Source organism: Roseovarius sp. MS2 (assembly GCF_051447875.1).
Lineage (GTDB): Bacteria > Pseudomonadota > Alphaproteobacteria > Rhodobacterales > Rhodobacteraceae > Roseovarius > Roseovarius mucosus_A.
This window is the reverse complement of sequence record NZ_JBKHVF010000001.1, coordinates 2,711,475-2,731,501: the sequence shown is the minus strand read 5'-3', so window position 1 is coordinate 2,731,501 and position 20,027 is coordinate 2,711,475. Positions and strand designations below refer to the sequence as shown.

The following is a 20,027-nucleotide window of genomic DNA, read 5'->3' as shown; positions in this document are numbered from 1 at the left end:
CCCACTAGCATACCCGCCAAAGGAGAGCGCGATGCAGGACAGCCCGCCTAAGGACATGCTTGGTACCCATGAGGTGACGAACCAACCCGCATCGCGCGGTGATCTTGATCTTTGGGCAGACGATTCTGGCTTGCAGACCCATGCGACGGCAGCAGGGGCCGATCCCGAAACTCTGGCCGCCTATGGCGCACGGATCGGCACTGAAACCCTGCGTTCGGCAGGGCGCGCGGCCAACCGACACCCACCCGAACTGGTGCTTTTTGATGCGGGCGGGCGCAGGCTGGACGAGGTGCGGTTTCACCCCGCGTATCATGATCTGATGCGCGTTGGTATCGGCGCGGGCTATGCGGCCATTCCGTGGGAAGGGGCCAAGGGCGGCCACGTGACCCATGCCGCGATGGTCTATCTGACCTCTCAGGTGGAACCGGGCGTGTGCTGTCCGATGACCATGACCTATGCCGCCGTGCCTGCCCTGCGCAGCGACAAGGCGCTTTTTGCAGATTGGGTGCCGAAACTGACGGCGCGCGCCTATGATCCGGGCGCAAAGCCGCTGGCGCGCAAACCGGGTGCCACACTGGGCATGGCAATGACCGAAAAGCAGGGCGGATCGGACATTCGTGCCAATGCCACCACCGCGACGCCAGAGGGCGCATATTATCGTCTTTTCGGCCATAAATGGTTCTGCTCCGCGCCAATGTCAGACGGGTTTCTAACGCTGGCGCAAGCGCCCGAGGGGCTGACCTGCTTTCTGGTGCCGCGCTGGCTGGAGGGCGCGCGCAATGAGATCCAGATCCAAAGACTAAAGGATAAACTTGGCAATCGTGCCAATGCGTCTGCGGAAATTGAATATCACGGGGCCATCGCCTATCGGTTGGGCGACGAGGGCGCGGGGCTACGTACCATTCTGGAAATGGTGCATCACACGCGGTTGGATACCGCCATGGCCCCGGCAGGGCTGATGCGCGCGGCACTGGATCACGCGCGGCATTGGGCGCATCATCGGTCCGTCTTTCAAAAACAACTCATCGACCAGCCGCTGATGCGCGCCGTTCTGGCCGATCTCGCGCTTGATTGGGAGGGCACGCTGGCGCTTGGGCTTCATGTGGCGCGGGCATTTGACGGGCGCAGCCCGGCAGAGCGCGCCTTTGCGCGTCTTGGCGTGGCACTCGCGAAATTCCTCGGCAACAAGCTCTGCCCCGGTGTGGTCTACGAGGCCATGGAGGCCATGGGTGGCATGGGCTATGTCGAAGATACGCCCCTGCCCCTTTTGTACCGCGAAGCCCCGCTCAATTCGATCTGGGAAGGGTCGGGCAATGTCATCTGCCTTGATATCCTGCGCACCCTGCGCAAAGAGCCGCTTGCAGGCGAGGTTCTGACTGCGGAGTTGGCCAGCGTCGCCGGGCAGGACCGCCGGTTTGACGCCGCGCTGAAAGCGCATATGCAAACCTTTCCCAAGCTGCCCGAAGAGGCACAGGCCCGTTGGTATGCCGAGAGCCTCGCCACGCTTCTGACCGCTTCAGTCCTGATGCGGCATGCCCCTGACGCGGTGGCGCAGGGCTATATCGCGACGCGGCTCAGCGATCCGCGTGGACGTGTGGCCGGGGCGATTGGCACGCTCGACACAGGCCCCATTCTGGCGCGGCTGGGGCAAGCGCATCATTAAATTCCTTTTTGGGAATATGTTTGATCCAAATCAAGGTCGGAGACAATGCGGGCACCCTAGGGTGTGCGTGTGAAACACGGATTCAGAATTCATCTTTGCTAGAAAAGAGGACATCATGCGCAAAATCATCACCGCGGCGACGCTTGGTCTGGCCGCCCTCACAAGCCCTGTCATGGCCGAGGACGCAAAGCAGATGGTCACGATCCTGACCAGTGCAGAACCCCAAACGCAGCTCATGGGCATGGTTCTGACGATGCAGACGATGCAGGCCGGGGCAAGCTCTTATGTGCTGCTCTGCGGCCCGGCTGGCGACCTGGCCCTCAAGGATGCCCCCGCCAGTGCCACCGCGCCGCAAGCGCCGATGGGGATGAGCCCACAGGGCCTGATGCAAAAGATCATGGAGACCGGGGCAACGATTGAGGTCTGCGCCATATACCTGCCCAACAAGGGCGTGGATGAGACCGCTTTGCTAGACGGGATCACCGCCGCGAAACCACCTGCCGTGGCTGCGCGCCTCTTGGCGGAGGAGACGCGGATCATGTCCTTCTGAGGGATGATCTGCGGGGCCGCCTCACATTTCCGCCCGGTGTAATCGGTGAATTGGTCCTGAACGGGACGCGTTTGCGAGGCGGTCCACCATAGTCGATAACGTCGGCATCCTGCCGACGTCAGGCCGCCTCGCCATCGGTGAATTGCAACCGCGCGAGCCGCGCATAGAGGCCATTCTCAGCGACAAGGCTGTCATGCGTGCCCTGCGCGACAATGCGGCCCTGATCCATCACCACAATGCGGTCAGCCTTTTTCACCGTCGCCAGACGATGGGCCACGATAATCGTGGTGCGGGTGCGCGCCATCGCTTCTACCGCTGACTGCACCGCGCGTTCGCTCTCGGCATCAAGCGCCGATGTCGCCTCGTCCAGCAACAGAACTGGCGCATCTCGCAGAATAGCGCGGGCAATGGCGATACGCTGTTTCTGCCCACCGGACAGCATCACACCACGCTCCCCCACATAACTGTCATAGCCGTCCGGCAAGCGGCAAATGAAATCATGCGCATTGGCTGCGTGCGCCGCGGCCTCGATCTCGGCGTCGGTCGCATCAAGCCGGCCAAAGCGGATGTTGTCGCGTGCCGAGGCGGCAAAGATCACCGGGTCCTGCGGCACCAAGGCCAGATCACGACGAAATTCGTGCCGCGCCATATCCGCAAGCGACACGCCATCGAGCGTGATTCGCCCTGCATCCGGATCATAGAAGCGCTGGATCAACTGAATGACGCTGGTCTTACCCGCCCCAGAGGGACCGACAAGAGCGACCGTTTCGCCGGGGCGGATCGTCAGGCTCACGTGATCCAGTGCAGGGATGCCGGGGCGCGATGGATAGGCGAATTGCACATCCTCAAAGGCGATCTCACCGCGCACCGGGCGTGGCACAGGGGATGGTCGGGCGGGATCGCGCACCGGATCTTCGGCTTGCAACAGCTCGACCAGACGCTCGGTTGCACCTGCAGCGCGCTGCAATTCGCCCCAGATTTCCGAGAGCGCCGCAACCGCCCCTGCGACCATCACCGCGTAGATGACAAATTGCACCAAACTACCTGCGGTCATGCCCCCTGCGCGCACATCGCGTGCGCCGATCCAAAGCACGCCCACAATCCCTGTGAAAACGAGAAAGATCACGATCACGGTCATCAGCGCGCGGGTATTGACCCGGCGGCGTGCGGCGTCATGGCTGCGTTCGGTCACATCACCAAATCGCGCGCGGCTCTCGCGCTCATGGGTGAAGGCCTGCACCGTCTGCACAGACAAAAGCGCCTCTGACGCATTGCCCGAACTCTGCGCGATCCAGTCTTGGTTCTCGCGGCTGAGCACGCGCATCCGTCGGCCAAGCGTTAGAATGGGCACGATGACGAGGGGTACGATCAACAGAACGAGCCCCGTCAGCTTGGCTGAGGTCAGCATCATCAACCCCATGCCCCCGATCAGGATCAGCAAATTTCGCAGCGCGATCGACACCGAAGAGCCAATCACTGACAGGATCAGCGTGGTATCTGTCGTGATCCTGCTCAGAACCTCGCCCGTCATCAGCCGCTCGAAAAAGGCTGGGCTCATGCCGATCACGCGGTCAAACACGGCCTTGCGAATATCGGCGACCACGCGCTCGCCCAACCGGGTCACCAGCAGATACCGCAACCCGGTGCCTACCGCCAAAAGCGCCGCGATCAGCACGGCCGCCGCGAAATACTGGTCAAGGATAGCGCCGTTCTCAGCGCTGAAATTATCCACCACCCGGCGCACTGCCAGTGGCAGCATCAAGGCCACGCTTGCGGTGATGACCAACGCCAGAACCGCGGCAGTCAGCAGTTTACGATAGGGGCGCAAGAATGGCCACAGTTCAGCCAACGCGCCCACATGTTTCGATTTCTCGCGATCCAGCAGATCAGCCCCGTTTTCGGCCCTGCGCACCATAGATTTTTATTCCTCATCCTTTGGCCAAGGTTCTTGGCGGGCGATGAGGCCGTGGTCAAGGGGACAGATCAGCCACAAGGGCCATGGTAGGGGGAATTTGGTGGAGCGGGCGGCGGGAATCGAACCCGCGTCTCTTGCTTGGAAGGCAAGGGTCTTACCATTACACAACGCCCGCGCTCTTGCGCTAGTTAGTAGAGGCGCGCCCAAGGGTCAAGCCCGGCTGTCCGGACTTTTGCCACGACGCGTCTTGACCAAAAGCGCGCCCAAACGCTGATGCACGCGCTGAATAGTCGCACTGAGCGGAACCCGTCGCGAGTCGGCGATTTTGGCCAAGCCGGGCGCGCATATCTTTACTTGAAGCGCCCGCGCAATGGCTGCAAAGTTGACCGGCGGGGGCCTTGGGATGGTCGACGCGCTCAATCCAACACCTAGGGAGCCCCGTTATGGCCATTCCTGATACCCTTGCTGCCCGGCTGATTGAGACTGTAAAAGGTCATGAGTTGAACGGTAGTTTCTTGATGCTTGGGCGGCAGCGCTGGATCGGGTCACGGCGCGGTGCGTCATCGCGGGTGTTTGCGCAAGCGTTGGCAGACCACTTGCCGGGCCTGAGCGAGGCCGATCTGGTTCCCGAAGGTGCAACCTATTCCGAACCCTTCTTCGAGAAACTCGGTTTTGCCTCGGTCGATTCCATGGATTACTCGGGTTTTGAAAAGGCCAGTATCATTCAAGACCTCAGCGCCGAATTGCCCAAGAAACTGGAGCGCAAGTTCGACGTGATCTATGACGGCGGCACCTGCGAGCATATCTTTGATTTGCCCACCGCCTATCGCAATATTCACAAGATGCTCAAACCCGGTGGCGTGCTGATCGGGCACAGCCCCTGCAACAACTGGGTCAATCATTCATTTTACCAGATCAACCCCGAGATGGTCTATGGCTTTTGGGAGGCGACACTGGGCTATGAGGTGCTGCATTGCGCATTGCAACCGATCAAGCCTGCGCATGCCCGAAAGGTGGTGACAACCACCAATCCCAATGTGACCGGCAAGCGCCCGCGCCTGTCCGGTTCATTGGCAGAGGGCGGGATCATCCTCGATTATGCGGTGCGCAAGCCGAAGCGCTCAACAAAATCAGCAGACAAGGTGTATCAATCCGATTACGTCAACCGCTGGACCGCGCCAGATCAAGAGAGCACAGAAGACGCCGCCTGAGGCGTGAAAGCGTTTCGGATTGCGGCGATCTTGGGCTAGGCTGATCCTGTCTCAGTGACAAGGGATACGCCAGATGACAGATACGAATGCGCCTCTCCCCGACCTGCGCGACCTGCCTTTTGACATAGACCTGCGCCGCCTCAATCTGGGCGTCGGCTATGTGGCGCTTGGTTTACCGGTATCACTTGGGCTGGTGTCCCTGCTGACCAACACCTGCTTCAACGCCTCGATCAGCCACTATTACTTCAGCCGGATCGGCGGGGATATCCTTGTGGGCGCGCTCAGCTTTATCGGCCTGTTGCTCATGTTCTTTTACAGTTTTCGTGCGCCGGGGCGCGAGGGGTGCTTGGGCTGGCATTGGTATGATGTGGTACTACTAAAACTGGCCGGGGTGGCCGCCGTCATCGTGGCCTTCGTGCCGACCACCGGATCAGGGTGCACCTATTCCGGCGAGGTGGCGCGTGTGTTCCTGACCAATGCCAGCGGCTCAGAGGGGTTTCACCCGCCGGGCGGCACGGTCGAAGGCACGATCAGCTTTGATTTTTGGGCCAGCTTTGCCGCGCTCGGTGCAGATGTGCCAACCGTTCTCAAAATGATGCATTTCGGCGCGGCGGGGGTGATGTTTTTGGTGCTTGGGTATTTCTCCGCCTATGTCTTTACCCGTGAAAATTCCACCGCCGCGCGCCTTGCTGGCAATCGCAAGGACCGGCGCAATCTGTGGTATCGCACGCTTGGGCGCATCATTTTTGCCGTGGTGGGCGTGCTGGCGATCAAGGCCGCGCTGCTTGAGATGATCCTGCCTCTTGGCCTTGCTCAGAGCATAGAGGCCATTTGGGACAGTCTCCGCCTAACCTTTTTGTTTGAATCCCTCGGCCTCTGCGCCTTTGGCCTCAGTTGGATGATCAAGGGGCGGTTCATCGCAGCCTTCGAGGATGCCGCCGCCCGCCCTCAGCCTCGCGCTGCGTAAAGCGCCACAGCCGCCGCGTTGGACACGTTGAGCGAGCCGAAATCGCTGGCGAACTCGATCCGCACCAAGGCATCGCACACCTCGCGCGTCCTCTCGCGCAGCCCCGGCCCCTCGGCGCCGAGCACAAGGGCAACCGGACGGTCACGCTTGCCCTCAAGAGCGGCCTCAATGGTCAGTTCCGCCTCACCGGCCAGCCCCAGCACCGTATAGCCCATGGCCTGCAACTCAATGATCGCATCGGCCAGATTGCGCACTCTGAGGTAAGGCTGGCGTTCAAGCGCACCGCTGGCGGTCTTGGCAAGTGCCCCGGTTTCGGGTGCGGCGTGATGGCGGGGGGCAATTACTGCCCGCGCGCCAAATACTTCGGCAGAGCGCAGAATAGCACCCACGTTATGCGGGTCTGTGACCCGATCCAAAAGAACCACGCGGGGCGCGGTGCGACCATCCCCCAAACAGACCTCAGCCATCGGGCCCCAATCCAGCGGCTTGACTTCTAGCGCGGCACCCTGATGCACCGAACCGGGATCAAGCGGCGCGTTGAACTTGCGCGGATCGACCTCTTCGGGTGTTATGCCGCTTGCAGCAATCGCCGCCTCCAGCTTGTCAGCGGCGTTTTTCGTCACGATAAGCCGCAGTTTTTCGCGGGCCGGGTTTTCCAGCGCATCACGCACCGCATGCAAACCAAACAGCCACACAGTCTCAGAGGCTGCCGCCCGCTTGGCCTGTTCCTTATCGATCACCCAACGGGGTTTTTTCATGGCTGTAAGGCCCCTCTTTTCCGGCCCGTGACAATGCGACGGGCGGCCACTGCTTGCAAGCGATTTTCCGGTTGACGCAGCATCCGGCCACTAGTAATCAGCCCCCCACGTCCGGCGCGTAAGTGCTGGGAAAGTGGGCGACAGGCCGCAAGGTGTGGCAGGGGACTGTAACTCCCTCGCGGAGACGCACGCCAGGTTCGATTCCTGGGTCGCCCACCACTTTCCCTCTTAATTTCAAGGGATCGCGGACCCGCCTGTGCGCAGAGCATTGGCGAGTTTATGTGCTATTGCGTTGACGTCGCGCCTGATGTCCCTAACTTCTGACAAGCGGAGACAGCGCGGCGTGCCCTCTGCCGATCAAGATCAAGGTAAGAGGCGAGACCGATGTGCCAGATATGCTGCCCTTCCCCTTCAAACAGCCACGACGAAATTGATTGCTGCCTCTGCGGCGCCCCCACTACTCAAGCGGCCTTTGCCCGGATCGAGGCAGACCTCAACCGCCGCGCTATGTTGGGTGGTCTGGCGGCGGTGGTGGGTCTTTATGCGGGGTTTGGTCTGGCGTCAAAACCGGCTCGGGCACAGACCCCCGGTCGCCCGCTGCTCTTGACCAACCTGCGCTATTTCAACGGCCATGACCTCTCTCTGATCCAAGGCCGCGAGATCTTGATCGAAGGCGGGCGGATCACCGGCCTGCCCGCCGCCGAACAGGGACCGACGGATGCTGAGCGCATAGACTGTGGTGGTCGGGCGGTCATTCCGGGCCTCATCGACGCACATTGGCATAGTACGCTGGTTGGTGTGACCCAAATGCAGGCCATGACAGCCGACATTGGTTTTGTGCATCTGATGGCCGGGCGCGAGGCAGGGGCCACGCTCTTGCGCGGCTTCACAACCGTGCGCGACACCGGCGGCCCGGCTTTTGGCCTCAAGCTGGCCATTGATCGCGGTGCTTTGCCCGGACCGCGCATTCTTGCGTCGGGCGCGATGATTTCGCAAACCTCGGGGCATGGCGATTTCCGCATGACTTCGGAACTTCCCCGCGCCGACGGCGATCTGAGCTATAGTGAACGGGTCGGCGTGGTGGCGATCGCAGACGGGCGCGCCGAGGTGCTGCGCCGCACCCGCGAACAATTGATGAAGGGCGCAAGCCAAATCAAGATCATGGCCGGCGGCGGTGTCACCTCGCTTTATGATCCGCTCGAGAGCCTGCAATTCACCGAAGACGAAATGCGCGCCGCCGTCGAGGCCGCAGAAGATTGGGGCACCTATGTTTGCGCCCATGTCTATACGCCCAAAGGTATCCAGCGCGCCCTGCGGGCTGGGGTGAAATCCATTGAACACGGTCAATTAGCGGATCTTGAGACGGTTCGCCTGATGCGCGACATGGGCGCGTGGTGGTCGATCCAGCCCTTTTTGGCAGATGAGGATTCCAACCCAAGCAGCGATCCAAGACAGAACGCCAAGCGGCAGGAGGTGTCGGTAGGCACCGTGCAGGCCTTTGAAATGGGCCGCACTGTGGGGGTCAACATGGCCTTTGGCACAGACATCCTGATGAACCCCACAGGGGCCAGCAGTCAGGGGCGGCAATTGGCCAAGCTGACCCGCTTCATGCCCCCGCTCGAGGCGTTGCGCATGGCGACAGGGGCGGCGGGCGATCTGCTGGCGCTCTCTGGGGAACGCAGCGGCTATGACGGACAACTTGGTGTCATCGCAGAAGGGGCGATGGCCGATCTTCTGGTGGTCGAGACCGATCCCGAGGCAGGGCTTGACTGGCTTGATACGCCCGAGCAAAGCCTTGCAATGATCGTCAAGGGCGGTGCGGTCGTGAAGGATCAACTCTGATGTTTGCGCGCCTCGCAGCCCTGTTGACGATACTCAGCCTCGCGCTGCCTGCTCATGCGCAAGACTGGAACGCCCAGATCACGCCCTATGCATGGGGGACCGGCATTGGCGGAACGATCACACCCCGTGCAGGCGGCCCGTCATTGCGCTTTGACAAAGGGCTGTCAGACGTTCTCGAAGATCTCGATACGGCGTTCTTTCTCACGGGGTATGCCCGCTATCAGCGTTTGGTGGTGATGGGCGACCTGTCCCATTCGGCAAGTTCGCGACGCGGTACCGTGCCGTTGCCACCCCCTGCCCCCGGCCTGCCCGCGCGTGGCCGGATCGAGCAATCCTCGCTGACGCTTACCGCAGGATATAGGGCGCTTACGACGCCTGATGCCACGGTTGATTTCATGGCAGGCCTGCGCCACTGGCAGGTTGAAGGACGCGCCACCACGCCGGTGCCGGGGCTTGCAGCCGGGATCGACGTGAGCTTTACCGATCCGATCCTCGCCGCGCGGACCAATCTGCGGCTCACGGACCGCTGGTCCTTTATCGGTTACGTCGATGTCGGTGGCTTTGGGGCGGGCTCAGACATGACATCTCAGCTTGTCGGCACGCTCAACTGGCAGGCCAGTGACCGGCTCTGGCTCTCGGCGGGCTACCGGCATCTTTACGTCGATTATAGCAAGAATGGCCGAAAGTTTGACGCGACATTCTCGGGCCCACTTGCGGGATTAACCCTGCGCTTTTGACACGCAGCGCGCCCTGACCTGCGATAACCGCTTTATCTGTGCGGTGGAAAACCCCATAGTGAGGGTGGCAGTCAGGCAGGATCACGACAAGAATGGCCCCCAAGACAAATGTCCCCGAGACAGAGGTGCCTCAGACCTACAATATCCTGATCGTCGGTCAGGCCGGTCGGTTGCAATACGAGGCTATTCTCTTTGCAGCGTCACTGCGCGCCACCTCACCCGGCTTTGCGGGGCGTCTTTTTGTGGCAGAGCCGCAGCCCGGGCCGCTCTGGGGCGACGATCCACGCATCAAGGACGAGGACAGCCGCGCGCTCTTGACTGATCTCGGCGCGGAATTCGTGGCCTTTGAAAGCCGCCATTTCGGCGCAGCTTATCCCTATGGCAACAAGATCGAGGCGCTGTTCGCGCTGCCCAAGGGCGAGCCCTTTGTGTTCTTCGACACCGACACGCTGATCTGCGGCGATCTTGCCTCTATTCCCTTCGATTTCAGCCGCCCCACAGCCTCTTTGCGCCGCGAAGGCACATGGCCGCAGATCGAGCTTTATGGCCCAACCCATACGCAGATCTGGAAATCGCTCTACGACAAGTTCGGCCTCACTTTCGAAACCTCTCTCGATCAGGGCCAGCCAGAGGGCTATTGGCAACGCTATCTCTATTTCAACGCAGGCTTTTTTTTCTATCATTGCCCGCATGTCTTTGGCCGACGCTTTCTCGACTATGCGCTCAGCATACGCGATGATGCGCCGCGCGAATTACTCCTGCAATCCCTCGATCCTTGGCTCGATCAGGTGGCACTTCCCTTGGTGATCCATTCGTTTGGAGGCGGGCGGGACACGCTGCCACCCGACCTACTGGATGGTCAGATCAGTTGTCACTATCGGCTTTTGCCGCTGCTTTATGCACGCGAGGCCGATCATGTGGTCGAAGTTCTGCAAGAGGTGACGGCCCCCAACAAGATCAAGCGCGTGCTCAAGAATTACGAACCTGCGAAGCGGATGATCTATCAGGGCCGTGGAATGAAGGTGCGCGCGCTTTTTGACCAAAACGATCTGCCCCGTCGCGAGCAAGTGATCCGCAATACCATCAAGCGCAACGGGTTCTGGATGCGCTAAGGCTGATCCACGCACCGCCTTGGCTCAGGGTAAAACCTGCAACCAGATCCAAGCCGTAACGATCGTCAAGCCAGTGGACAAAAGAACGCTCGAGGCCGCCACACGCTTGGCGTGACCATAGATATTGGCAAAGACATAGGCGTTGACCCCCGGTGCCATGGCCGCCGTCACCACCGCCGAGCGCACGCCCTCAACCGGCAGCCCGATCCCCAGACCAAGGCCAAAGGTGATCGCCGGATGCACCACCAATGAGATCAGGCAGACATAGAGGATCACCCGCAAATCGCCTTCGGGACGGTATTGCACCAGCACGCCCCCCAGACCAAAGAGCGCCGCCGGCAGCGCCGCGCGCGCCATAAGATCAAGCCCATCGTCCACCGGCGCAGGCAGAACCAAACCCGACAGGTTGACAACAAACCCTGCCGCGACGCCCATGATCAGCGTGTTGGAAAACATCGCCTTGAGCACTTTGACAACAACCTTCGGCCCCGCCGTTCCGCGCGCCTTGACGATTTCCATCACGGTGATGCCCAGACCGTAGCAAAACGGCGAGTGCACAGCGATGATGGCGAAATTGGCGGCCAAGGCATCCGCCCCATAGGCACGCTCCATGATCGGCAGGCCCAAAAGCAGCGAGTTGGAGAAGAGGCAGCAAAAGCCGATAGCGACGGCATCCTCCCATGTCCGGCCAAAGATCAGCCTTGCGCCGAAAAGACCAAGAGCAAAGCCGGAACTCGCCCCGACGTAGAAACTGAGCAAGAGCCGCCAATCGAAACTCTGCCCCAGATCGAGGCGCGAAATGGCCGTAAACAGCAAACAGGGAATGGCGAATTTCTGGGTAAAGCTCATCAGGCCATCCACGCCCGCCTGACTGAACCAGCGCCGCCAAACCGCGAGATAGCCAAAGCCGATCACCAGAAAGACCGGCAGGATGATTTCAAACAGCGCCTGCATCGCGCTTAGACCGTGTAACGCAGGATCATCCCGTCATAGGCGGGGGTCACATGCGCCGGTGTCTCCTCTGCCACAGTCTGATAGTCGAGATCGATATGCATATTGGTCAGGACAGCCCGGCGCGGGGCCGCGCGCGCGATCCATTCAAGCGACAGCGCCAGATGGGCATGCGTCGGATGCGGCGTGCGGCGCAGCGCATCCAATATCCAGCAATCCAGCCCGCTCAGCACCGGCCAGACATCCTCGGGAATGGCGGCCACATCAGGCAGATAGGCGAGATCACCCACGCGAAAGCCAAGCGAGTCAATCGAGCCGTGATTGACCTGAAACGGTGTGAGCGCGATAGCCCCTCCCGCACCCTCGATCTCAAACGGACCGTCGATCGTGTGCATGTCAAGAATGGGGGGATAAGGGCTATCCGCAGGTTGGACAAAAGCATAGCCGAACCGAGAATAGAGCGCGTTTTGCGTGTCGCCATCGGCCCAGACCGGCAAACGCTTGCGCATGTTGAACACGATCATCCGCAGATCGTCGATGCCATGAACATGATCGGCGTGGGAATGGGTATAGACAACCGCATCCAGCGCGCCGATGCCTGCATCCAGCAGTTGTGCGCGCAGGTCGGGCGAGCTGTCGATCAGCACGCGGGTAATGCCCCCCTCGGTCTCTCGTTCGATCAGAAGGGAGCAGCGGCGGCGCGTGTTGCGGGGGTTGGTGGGATCGCACTCGCCCCAATGCCCCCCAAGACGCGGCACCCCCCCAGACGATCCACAGCCCAGAATGATAAAACGCAACTCTGCCATCACAGCACCGCCTTGGTAAAAAGTCGCTCAAAATTGGCCTCGGTCTGCGCGGCAAATTCGGCCCAGCCCATGCCAAACACTTCGGCAGCCTTTTGGCCCGTGTGAAGCGTATAGGCGGGCTCATTGCGGCGGCCACGATGGGGGGGCGGCGCCAGGTAGGGCGCGTCGGTTTCCAACAGGATTCTCTCTACCGGTGCACTTGCAAAGATATCGCGCAAGTCTTGGCTTTTGGGGAACGCCGCAATGCCTGACATCGACAGGTAGAACCCCAGATCAAGTGCAGCGCGCGCCAATTCAGCGCTGGAAGAAAAGCAATGCATGACGCAGGTATACGCGCCGTTGCGATATTCCTCGGCCAGAATGCGCGCCATGTCGTCATCCGCGCTGCGCGCATGAATGATCAGCGGCAGTCCCGTGCGCCGTGCGGCCTCGATATGCACCCGCAGGCTTTGTTTTTGCACCTCGGCACTCTCGGCAGTGTAGTAATAGTCGAGCCCCGTTTCGCCGATGCCGACAAACTTGGGATGTTCCGCCAATTTTACCAAATCATCGACGTTCACCAAGGGGCTCTCGGCCGCGCGCATCGGGTGAATACCCGCCGCATAAAACACCGGCGCATGCGCCTCGGCAATTGCGCGCACGCGCGGCTCTTGGTCCAGACGGGTGCAGATCGTTACCATGCGATGCACACCCGCAGCCACAGCGCGGGAAATGACCTGATCCCGCTCCTCGTCGAAATCAGGGAAGTCGAGGTGGCAGTGGCTGTCAGTGATGCGAATGTCGGTGCTCATGCCTGTCCTCGGGCGCGGGGATTAGGCCCCGGCGGTTTGCTGAATCCTGAACACCGTATCTAGGACCAGGCTGGCAGGGTCAAGGTTGACCGCCCGCCCATGCCGGGCCCGTGCGCCGATGGTTTCGGCACAGTCGGCCCATGCCCGACCCTGATAGGCATCAGGTGCCAGCCGTGCCAGCATCGCGGCCTCGCCCGCTGCGGCCTCGGCGGAGGGGGGCTGGCCCGTGGCGCCTGTCCGCGCCAACCGCGCCAGCAAAAGATCGGTGAGAGAAAACAGCAGATCCAGCCGGTCTTCGGCTCCGCGCGTCGCCGCCGCTTCGGCCAGCCGCAGGGCGCGAGGACGGTCAAGGCGCGGCAGGCTTTCCATCAGGCCCACCAGTTCTGCGTAGAGTTTAAGCCCGCCCAGATTGAGCAGCCGCACCGCCGCCCCAACCGAGCCGCCTGAAAGCTCCGCCAAGGCCGCTGGATCGCCCTCGGGCGCTATTCCTGCCTGCTCCAGCGCCTGCGCCATCTCTTGCGGTCCCAGAGGGGCCAACCGCAATGTGCGACAGCGCGAGCGGATGGTGGGCAAAAGACCAGAGGGTTGATGCGATATGAGCAACAGGACCGTGCGCGCAGGCGGCTCTTCCAGCATCTTGAGGATGGCGTTGGCCGCTTGGGTGTTAAGATCATCCGCCGCATCGACAATCACAACCCGCCGCCCGCCATCTGCGGCAGAGAGGGCAAAGAAATTGCCCAACTTGCGCACTTCGGAAACGCGAATTTCGGCGGCCAGCCGGTCGCCCTTGTCGGTGGGGCCGCGCCGCAGCAGAAATAGCCCCGGATCGGACAAAGCCAGCAATCGCCGCGCTACCGGATGATCCGGCGCGACATCCAGCGTTGCGGGTGGCGGCGGCGCGCCAAAGAACCCCTCGTCCTGCACCAGCGGGGTTGCCAGCAAAAACCGTGCAATGCGCCACGCCAGTGTCGCCTTGCCTACACCACGCGGCCCGGTGATCAGCCAGCCGTGATGCAGCCGTCCGGTGTTGAAAGCCTCGAGAAATTCGGCCTCCGCCGCACTTTGGCCAACCAGTTGCACCGTCTCGCGTGGATGCGGCGCGCCCTCGACGCGGTCAGGTTCAGGCAGCAGGCCATCGTCGTTCATGGCAGGTGCGCCTGCACCACACGGGCGACGTCCTCGGCCACGGCGTCCATGTCTCGCGCGCCGTCGATCACCGTAAAACGTGCTGGGAATTCCTGCGACAGGGCCAAAAACCCGGTGCGCATCCGCGCCTGCATCCCCTCGCCAAAGGATTCAAACCGCGCCTCGTCGCCCCCGCGCGACAGCGCCCGCCCAAGGCCCACACCGGGATCAATATCAATCAGCACGGTCAAATCCGGCTCTCGCCCGATCATCAGCGTATGTAACTGATCGACAATCCCGCGCAAATCAGCGCGGCCAAGACCCTGATACATGCGCGTGCTGTCGGCAAAGCGGTCGCAGATCACCACCGCACCACGGGCCAGAGCGGGGGCGATCACCCGCTCTAGATGATCGCGCCGCGCGGCGGTGAAAAGCAGAATTTCGGTTTCGGCGGACCAGCGGTCCTTGTCGCCTTCGAGCACCAGACGCCGAATTTCCTCAGCCCCCGGACTGCCCCCCGGCTCGCGCGTCAAGACCACATCGCGGCCCTTGGCGCGCAGCGTCTCTGCCAGCCGTCGCGCCTGTGTGGATTTGCCTGACCCGTCAATCCCCTCAAAGCTGAGGAACAACCCCTGCCCGCTCAAAGCGCCCCCTCGGGGCCCTGCTGCAAGCGCGCCAAAAGCACGCCTGAAACAGTGCGTATCCGGGTCATGAACCCACCCTGCGCCACATCCTCGGCAGCCACCAAAGGCACGCGCGTGGACGGCAGCCCCTCGGGCGCAAAGACCAATTCGGCCAGCACATCACCTTTGGCCACCGGCGCGCGCACCGGGCCGGTATACACCACCTCGCCCTTTAGCTCACCGCCATCAAGCACCGGAAGCAGGGTCGAGACATCCTCGGCCACGGTCAGACCCACACTGGTGGCCTCGCCCATCCAAACCGCAGCGCGCGCAACCTCCTCGCCCGCCGTGAGCACGGATTTCTCTGCAAATTGCCGAAAGGCCCAGTTTACGATCGACTCGGATTCGCGCGCCCGGTCCTGTGCTGTCGCCAGCCCCGAGATCACGAAAACCACCCGCCGCTCGCCCTGCTTGGCCGATCCGGTCAGGCCAAATCCCGCCTGTTCTGTATGCCCAGTCTTAAGACCATCAGCCCCAATCCCCAGCCCCAAGAGCGGGTTGCGGTTGCTGATATTGCTCGGTGCGCGACCGTCAAAGCGAAACTCGGTTTCGGCGAACATCGGATAGAATTCTGGGAAATCCTCAATAATGTGGCGCGCCAAAAGCGCCAGATCACGCATGCTCATGACATGCCCCTCGGCGGGCCAACCGCTGGCATTGCGGAAAATGGAGTTGGTCATGCCCATTTGCTGCGCGCGCTGCGTCATAAAGCGGGCAAACCCGGCCTCGGTCCCATCTGGGCTGAGGGCCTCGGCGATCACCGCGCAGGCATCATTGCCGGAGAGCACGATAATACCGCGCAACAGGTCCTCGACCCGGACTCGGTCGGTGGTGTCAAGAAACATTGTCGAGCCACCATAGCTCATGGCGTGCTGGGATACAGGTAGACGCTCGTCCAGCGTCAGTCGCCCACTGCGCACAGCCTCAAAAGCCACGTAGAGCGTCATCAACTTGGACATTGACGCGGGCGGCATGGGTGTGTCGGCGTTCTTGTCGAGCAGAACCGTCCCGGTGGTCACATCCATGACATAAGCCGCCTTGGCACTGGTTTCAAAGGCCTGCGCAGGCAGCGCCACCCCAAGACAAAGCGTTGCAGCAGCAATATGGCGGATAAGGCGCATCAGACCCTCCTAATCTTAGTTGGTGACGGCATAGGCATCTTCAAAACCGATGCCTTGGATCTTTTTGAGCAAGGCTGCCCGCTCCGAGGAACTGGTCGCGGGCCCCACGATCACGCGCCAGAATGCTTTGCCTTGGCTGTTTTGCTCTAGCACCGTCGGCACCATCCCGGCCTGCCGCATCGCCGTCGCAGTATTTCGAGCGTTCTCTTCAACGCTGAAAATCCCGATCTGGATAAAGGGCTTATCAAGGCCAGAGGCGCGAGGGGGAGTGGGAGTGGCCGCAGGAGCAGGGATTGGTGCCGCCGCAACGGTTGGTTGCGCCGCAGTGGCTGGCGTCTCCGCAGAAGCCTCGGCCGCATCAATTGCCGCCGCCGCCCCGGCGACGGGATCAAGCGCCGTCGCTTCGATCTCGGACGGTGCTGCAAGGACCTCTGCCGCATCCGGCGCGCTCTCGGGCTCGGGTGTTTCTTCTTTGGCCTCTTCTCGGCGCAGGGCGGTTACATTGAGCTGTACCGGAGCGCCTGCCAGCATGCCAAGTGCCGCGGCAGCATCCGAAGACACCTGCAAAGCCGGTCCGGGAATATCTCGCGCGCGCCGGAACAACGCGCCGATCACGAATTTCGAATCCGCCGTGCTGCGGATGATGACCCGCTCCGGTTCCTTGACGTCAGGATGTGCCACCCAAACCCCGCCGAGCGATGGCCGCCCGTCCCAAAGGCCCATATCGGTCACCTGAAAGACATCCGGGGCCTCGACATCACGCTCCACCAGCTTGACCGACTGACGCGCAGGCGTCGCGCCCCCCGTCGAGGATTGCGCGGCGCTGTCGGGCTTGAGCCATGAGGGCGCGCCCTCTTCGCATCCAGCCAGCAGCATCATCGCCGCACCGACGAGGACGAGCCGCGATAGCCGCACCTGTCCGCCCTTGCCCTGTTCCGCAATTGTCATCTCTTGCCCCTTGCCCTTTGCCCCGTGCCCGTATGCGCAAGTTTTCAGCGGTGTTAGCCGGTGGTCCGGTCTTGCCTGTTATCGTCCCGGTCCTGTCGCGCGCCCGCACTCTAGCGCCTTGCCCCCCGCGTGAAAAGTGCGCAGGCGTTCGATGCGCGATTTTCCCCAGCATCCCCCCTTTCAGAATCGCCCGGACCTCTATAGGCACAGTCGCACCACACAGCGGCGCATTGTCAGGCCTAACCCGGCCCGGATGCGCCGGTGTCGTCTAAGGCATGGAAGCTTGGCAGAGTGGTCGATTGCACTGGTCTTGAAAACCAGCGTACCGAGAGGTACCCAGGGTTCGAATCCCTGAGCTTCCGCCATTACCATTTGATTTAAAACACTAATTTTGCCTTAAAAATTTCCACCCCACATAAAGCCCCACAAAAGAAAAACGCTTGGACGCTGCCAAGTTGTTCATACCCCTCACTGACTTTTCTGCGGCTGGAAGAGTCAAGCGGTGGCGAATTATCCTTGGCACAGACGCGCCAGAAGAACCTATGCGCGCGCCCAACGCCTCTGACCTTTTGTTGCAATTCTGGCATAGAGTGACGTTGCCCCCAACTTTTATCCAGCGTGAGCGAGACTCCGGGTTTGAGTTTTGCCGTTTTCGGCGGATTGGGCAACGGGGTCTGGCGCGGAGCTTTGCGTATTGCGCAGCGTCAGGCCCCGTTGCGGGGTGAAGGTCTGTGCGAACTCGGCGGGCGTTTGCCAGCCGAGGCGGGAATGGGGGCGTTCGGTGTTGTAGTCCTTGCGCCAGGCGGCCAGCGTGACGCGAGCATGGTTCAGGGACGGAAACAGGGTCTCGTTCAACAGCTCATCGCGTAGTCGACCGTTGAAGCTTTCGATGAAGGCATTCTGGGTCGGCTTGCCTGGCGCGATGTAATGCCAGTCGATCTTGCGGTCATCGGCGAACGTCAGGATCGCGTTCGAGGTGAACTCGGTCCCATTGTCGCTGACCACTGTTCCGGGCTTTCCACGGGCCTCGAACAGCGTCGCCAGTTCACGCGCCACTCTGGCCCCGGACAGCGAAGTGTCGGCGATGAGCGCGAGGCATTCGCGGGTGCAGTCATCGACCACGGTTAGGATTCTGAACCGGCGGCCATCCGTCAGTTGATCGGATACGAAGTCCAACGACCAGCGCTGGTTCGGCATCAACGGCAACACCATCGGGGCCCGTGTTCCCATGGCACGTTTGCGCCCACCGCGACGGCGCACATGCAGCCGCTCTTCGCGGTAGATGCGGAACAGCCGCTTGTGATTGACCTCATGGCCCTCACGCCGCAAAAACACATGCAGACGCCGATAGCCGAACCTGCGGCGAACTCGTGCCAGTTCCTTCAGCCTCTCCCGCAGCGCGGGATCATCCTGCCGGATCGCCTCATAGCGCATCGTCATCCTGCAGCAGCCGATGACCCGACACGCCCGCCGTTCGCTCATCCCGTGGCCTTCCACAAGATGTGCGACCGCTTGCCGCTTCGCGGCGGGCGTCACCATTTTTTTCCGAGCAAGTCTTTCAGAGCCGAGTTGTCCAACATGGCGTCGGCGAGCAGCTTCTTCAGCTTCCCGTTCTCATCCTCAAGCGCCTTCAGACGCTTCGCCTCACTGACATCCATGCCGCCATACTTGGCTTTCCATTTATAGACAGTTGCATCGCTGACACCGTGCTTGCGGCACAGATCGGCCACGGAAATACCCGCCTCATGCTCTTTCAGGATGCCAATGATCTGATCTTCGGTAAATCTGCTGCGCTTCATCTCTGGTCCTTTCGGTTGGGCCAGAGTCTATCTCAAACTGGATTAGATGCAGGGGGCAACGTCACTCCAGCTTAAACTTGACCGCCTGCTCAATACGAAACCGCTTGAAGGGCTTGTATTTGATGCTGCGTTCAAATCGCAAAATGGCATCGGCGGCCTTGTCCACCGTGGCCATGTCGCTGCGTTTGGCTTCACGCAGGAATTCCAGGTATCGGCGCTTTACCCGTTCGTTTTCTTCGTTGAATTTCCGGTTCATTGTGCGTCCTTTCCGAAGTGACGGTTTTAGAGGGGTTTCGTGGTATCCTTTAGGGGCATTGCCCCTCTTTGATCGCGACACGAAAAGTTTGGCTGAAATAGTCGATCTTGGACCGGCTGATTATCCGGTTGCAGGTGCCTTCGCAGACCTCGCAAAGACCAAACAGGCGGGCGGTTTTGGGTGTCTGAGGGATGCAATCGACAAATAGCCCTATTGGGGCGCGGGCCGCCTTGCATGTAAAGCAATAGAGCTGGTCGGGCTTCAATGGCACCTTCGCCCCTTTCGCGCGGTCTTCGAGAAAGGCGCGCAGGGCATCCCCCAAAATCAGGAAGGGCCGCCGCGATTTCATCAGAGGTAAGCCGGATTTCACCCAACTGCGGATCGTGCTAACGGTCACGCCAAGGGCAAGGGCCGCCTCTTCGATTGTGTAGGTGCGCGCAGCCTTGATGGCGCGCGGATTAGGGCGCTTAGTCATGTGCAAACCTGTCCTTGATTGTTTCGCGCCCGCTTCAAGCCTTGGGCTTGGCATCGGCTTTCGTGGCTTCCCAAGCGAGAATGTCGGACAACCGCCAGCGCACACAACCGGGCGACAGCTTCACAGGTTTGGGGAAAGTCGGGTCTTCATTCGCCCAGCGCCGGGGGGTCAGAAAATGGACCGAATATCGAGCGCCAAGTTGGCGGTCAGAAAGGTAAATCTCAGACATATGTGCCTCCATAGTTTCGCTATGGAAAGCAAAGCATGATGTATATGTCTTTGAAACACCGGCAAAAACATCACATGGGGCAAAATAG

The 20,027-nt window shown here is 61.1% G+C and carries 20 protein-coding genes, 3 tRNA genes and 1 pseudogene; 9 read left to right on the top strand and 15 right to left on the bottom strand.

From position 1 onward, the window contains the following. Window positions 1-31: 31 nt before the first annotated feature. A complete protein-coding gene (locus ACLGGT_RS13405; RefSeq protein ID WP_437196482.1) occupies window positions 32-1,663 on the top strand; it encodes an acyl-CoA dehydrogenase family protein in 1,632 nt (543 codons plus the stop codon). Between the two features lie 115 nt (window positions 1,664-1,778). Beyond that, window positions 1,779-2,213, top strand: coding sequence for a hypothetical protein (locus ACLGGT_RS13400; protein ID WP_008280136.1), 435 nt, complete (start codon window positions 1,779-1,781; stop codon window positions 2,211-2,213). A 118-nt stretch (window positions 2,214-2,331) separates the two neighbouring features. Here ACLGGT_RS13400 and ACLGGT_RS13395 read toward each other — a convergent pair whose 3' ends face one another. Together ACLGGT_RS13395 and ACLGGT_RS13390 are read right to left on the bottom strand one after the other, a co-directional pair. Continuing rightward, window positions 2,332-4,128, bottom strand: a complete 1,797-nt coding sequence (locus tag ACLGGT_RS13395) for an ABC transporter transmembrane domain-containing protein (RefSeq protein ID WP_437196480.1) — start codon at window positions 4,126-4,128, stop codon at window positions 2,332-2,334. 101 nt (window positions 4,129-4,229) lie between these two features. Further along, a tRNA-Gly gene (locus ACLGGT_RS13390) sits at window positions 4,230-4,303 on the bottom strand. 268 nt (window positions 4,304-4,571) lie between these two features. Between ACLGGT_RS13390 and ACLGGT_RS13385 the strand changes: the two genes are divergently transcribed. Both ACLGGT_RS13385 and ACLGGT_RS13380 read left to right on the top strand, forming a co-directional pair. Then, window positions 4,572-5,339, top strand: a complete 768-nt coding sequence (locus tag ACLGGT_RS13385; RefSeq protein ID WP_437196478.1) for a class I SAM-dependent methyltransferase — start codon at window positions 4,572-4,574, stop codon at window positions 5,337-5,339. Between the two features lie 73 nt (window positions 5,340-5,412). After that, window positions 5,413-6,306 (top strand): hypothetical protein, encoded by an 894-nt coding sequence (locus ACLGGT_RS13380; protein WP_437196476.1) that lies wholly within the window; start codon window positions 5,413-5,415, stop codon window positions 6,304-6,306. On the opposite strand, the gene rlmB is transcribed toward ACLGGT_RS13380, so the two are convergent. Then, window positions 6,288-7,064 (bottom strand): 23S rRNA (guanosine(2251)-2'-O)-methyltransferase RlmB, encoded by a 777-nt coding sequence (rlmB, locus tag ACLGGT_RS13375; protein ID WP_008280132.1) that lies wholly within the window; start codon window positions 7,062-7,064, stop codon window positions 6,288-6,290. The genes ACLGGT_RS13380 and rlmB overlap by 19 nt on opposite strands. A gap of 135 nt (window positions 7,065-7,199) precedes the next feature. Here rlmB and ACLGGT_RS13370 point away from each other — a divergent pair. The 4 genes from ACLGGT_RS13370 to ACLGGT_RS13355 all read left to right on the top strand — a co-directional run bounded on the left by ACLGGT_RS13370 (window position 7,200) and on the right by ACLGGT_RS13355 (window position 10,755). Continuing rightward, window positions 7,200-7,283: transfer RNA gene (locus ACLGGT_RS13370), tRNA-Tyr, on the top strand. A gap of 165 nt (window positions 7,284-7,448) precedes the next feature. After that, window positions 7,449-8,906: a metal-dependent hydrolase family protein gene (locus tag ACLGGT_RS13365; protein ID WP_151978867.1), complete on the top strand. Its 1,458-nt coding sequence runs from the start codon at window positions 7,449-7,451 to the stop codon at window positions 8,904-8,906. Further along, window positions 8,906-9,643 carry a hypothetical protein gene (locus ACLGGT_RS13360; RefSeq protein ID WP_422002130.1) on the top strand — a complete coding sequence of 246 codons (738 nt, stop codon included), beginning with the start codon at window positions 8,906-8,908 and terminating at the stop codon, window positions 9,641-9,643. Before ACLGGT_RS13365 ends, ACLGGT_RS13360 begins: the two co-directional genes overlap by 1 nt. 92 nt (window positions 9,644-9,735) lie before the next feature. Next, complete coding sequence (locus ACLGGT_RS13355; protein ID WP_437196473.1) at window positions 9,736-10,755, top strand: hypothetical protein; 1,020 nt, start codon at window positions 9,736-9,738, stop codon at window positions 10,753-10,755. Between the two features lie 24 nt (window positions 10,756-10,779). Here the strand turns inward: ACLGGT_RS13355 and ACLGGT_RS13350 are convergent, their stop codons facing one another. The 7 genes from ACLGGT_RS13350 to ACLGGT_RS13320 are packed head-to-tail and all read right to left on the bottom strand — an operon-like array spanning window position 10,780 to window position 17,180. Continuing rightward, on the bottom strand, window positions 10,780-11,709 hold the full coding sequence (locus ACLGGT_RS13350) for an AEC family transporter (RefSeq protein ID WP_437196472.1): 930 nt from the start codon (window positions 11,707-11,709) through the stop codon (window positions 10,780-10,782). A 5-nt stretch (window positions 11,710-11,714) separates the two neighbouring features. Beyond that, window positions 11,715-12,512 (bottom strand): MBL fold metallo-hydrolase, encoded by a 798-nt coding sequence (locus ACLGGT_RS13345; RefSeq protein WP_008280127.1) that lies wholly within the window; start codon window positions 12,510-12,512, stop codon window positions 11,715-11,717. Continuing rightward, on the bottom strand, window positions 12,512-13,303 hold the full coding sequence (locus ACLGGT_RS13340; protein WP_219436301.1) for a TatD family hydrolase: 792 nt from the start codon (window positions 13,301-13,303) through the stop codon (window positions 12,512-12,514). The genes ACLGGT_RS13345 and ACLGGT_RS13340 overlap by 1 nt, the downstream gene beginning before the upstream one ends. A 21-nt stretch (window positions 13,304-13,324) precedes the next feature. Further along, window positions 13,325-14,449 (bottom strand): DNA polymerase III subunit delta', encoded by a 1,125-nt coding sequence (locus ACLGGT_RS13335; protein WP_437196470.1) that lies wholly within the window; start codon window positions 14,447-14,449, stop codon window positions 13,325-13,327. Continuing rightward, window positions 14,446-15,072: a dTMP kinase gene (gene tmk / locus ACLGGT_RS13330; RefSeq protein ID WP_081508074.1), complete on the bottom strand. Its 627-nt coding sequence runs from the start codon at window positions 15,070-15,072 to the stop codon at window positions 14,446-14,448. The genes ACLGGT_RS13335 and tmk overlap by 4 nt, the downstream gene beginning before the upstream one ends. Beyond that, window positions 15,069-16,232: a D-alanyl-D-alanine carboxypeptidase family protein gene (locus tag ACLGGT_RS13325; RefSeq protein WP_081508073.1), complete on the bottom strand. Its 1,164-nt coding sequence runs from the start codon at window positions 16,230-16,232 to the stop codon at window positions 15,069-15,071. The genes tmk and ACLGGT_RS13325 overlap by 4 nt, the downstream gene beginning before the upstream one ends. 15 nt (window positions 16,233-16,247) lie before the next feature. Beyond that, on the bottom strand, window positions 16,248-17,180 hold the full coding sequence (locus ACLGGT_RS13320; RefSeq protein ID WP_437196468.1) for an SPOR domain-containing protein: 933 nt from the start codon (window positions 17,178-17,180) through the stop codon (window positions 16,248-16,250). Window positions 17,181-17,457: 277 nt separating this feature from the next. Here ACLGGT_RS13320 and ACLGGT_RS13315 point away from each other — a divergent pair. Further along, window positions 17,458-17,545, top strand: a tRNA-Ser gene (locus tag ACLGGT_RS13315). Window positions 17,546-17,789: 244 nt separating this feature from the next. On the opposite strand, the pseudogene ACLGGT_RS13310 reads toward ACLGGT_RS13315, so the two are convergent. The 5 genes and pseudogenes from ACLGGT_RS13310 to ACLGGT_RS13290 form a co-directional block, all read right to left on the bottom strand. Continuing rightward, window positions 17,790-18,728, bottom strand: a pseudogene (locus tag ACLGGT_RS13310) (IS3 family transposase); the annotation flags it as partial. Then, complete coding sequence (locus tag ACLGGT_RS13305; RefSeq protein ID WP_437195341.1) at window positions 18,713-18,979, bottom strand: transposase; 267 nt, start codon at window positions 18,977-18,979, stop codon at window positions 18,713-18,715. The pseudogene ACLGGT_RS13310 and the gene ACLGGT_RS13305, both read right to left, overlap by 16 nt. A 61-nt stretch (window positions 18,980-19,040) precedes the next feature. Then, a complete protein-coding gene (locus ACLGGT_RS13300; RefSeq protein ID WP_437196467.1) occupies window positions 19,041-19,235 on the bottom strand; it encodes a hypothetical protein in 195 nt (64 codons plus the stop codon). A gap of 49 nt (window positions 19,236-19,284) precedes the next feature. Next, on the bottom strand, window positions 19,285-19,710 hold the full coding sequence (locus ACLGGT_RS13295; RefSeq protein WP_437196466.1) for a helix-turn-helix domain-containing protein: 426 nt from the start codon (window positions 19,708-19,710) through the stop codon (window positions 19,285-19,287). A 34-nt stretch (window positions 19,711-19,744) separates the two neighbouring features. Then, entirely contained in the window at window positions 19,745-19,939 is a 195-nt protein-coding gene (locus ACLGGT_RS13290) for a helix-turn-helix transcriptional regulator (RefSeq protein ID WP_297781699.1), read from the bottom strand. Between the last annotated feature and the right edge of the window lie 88 nt (window positions 19,940-20,027).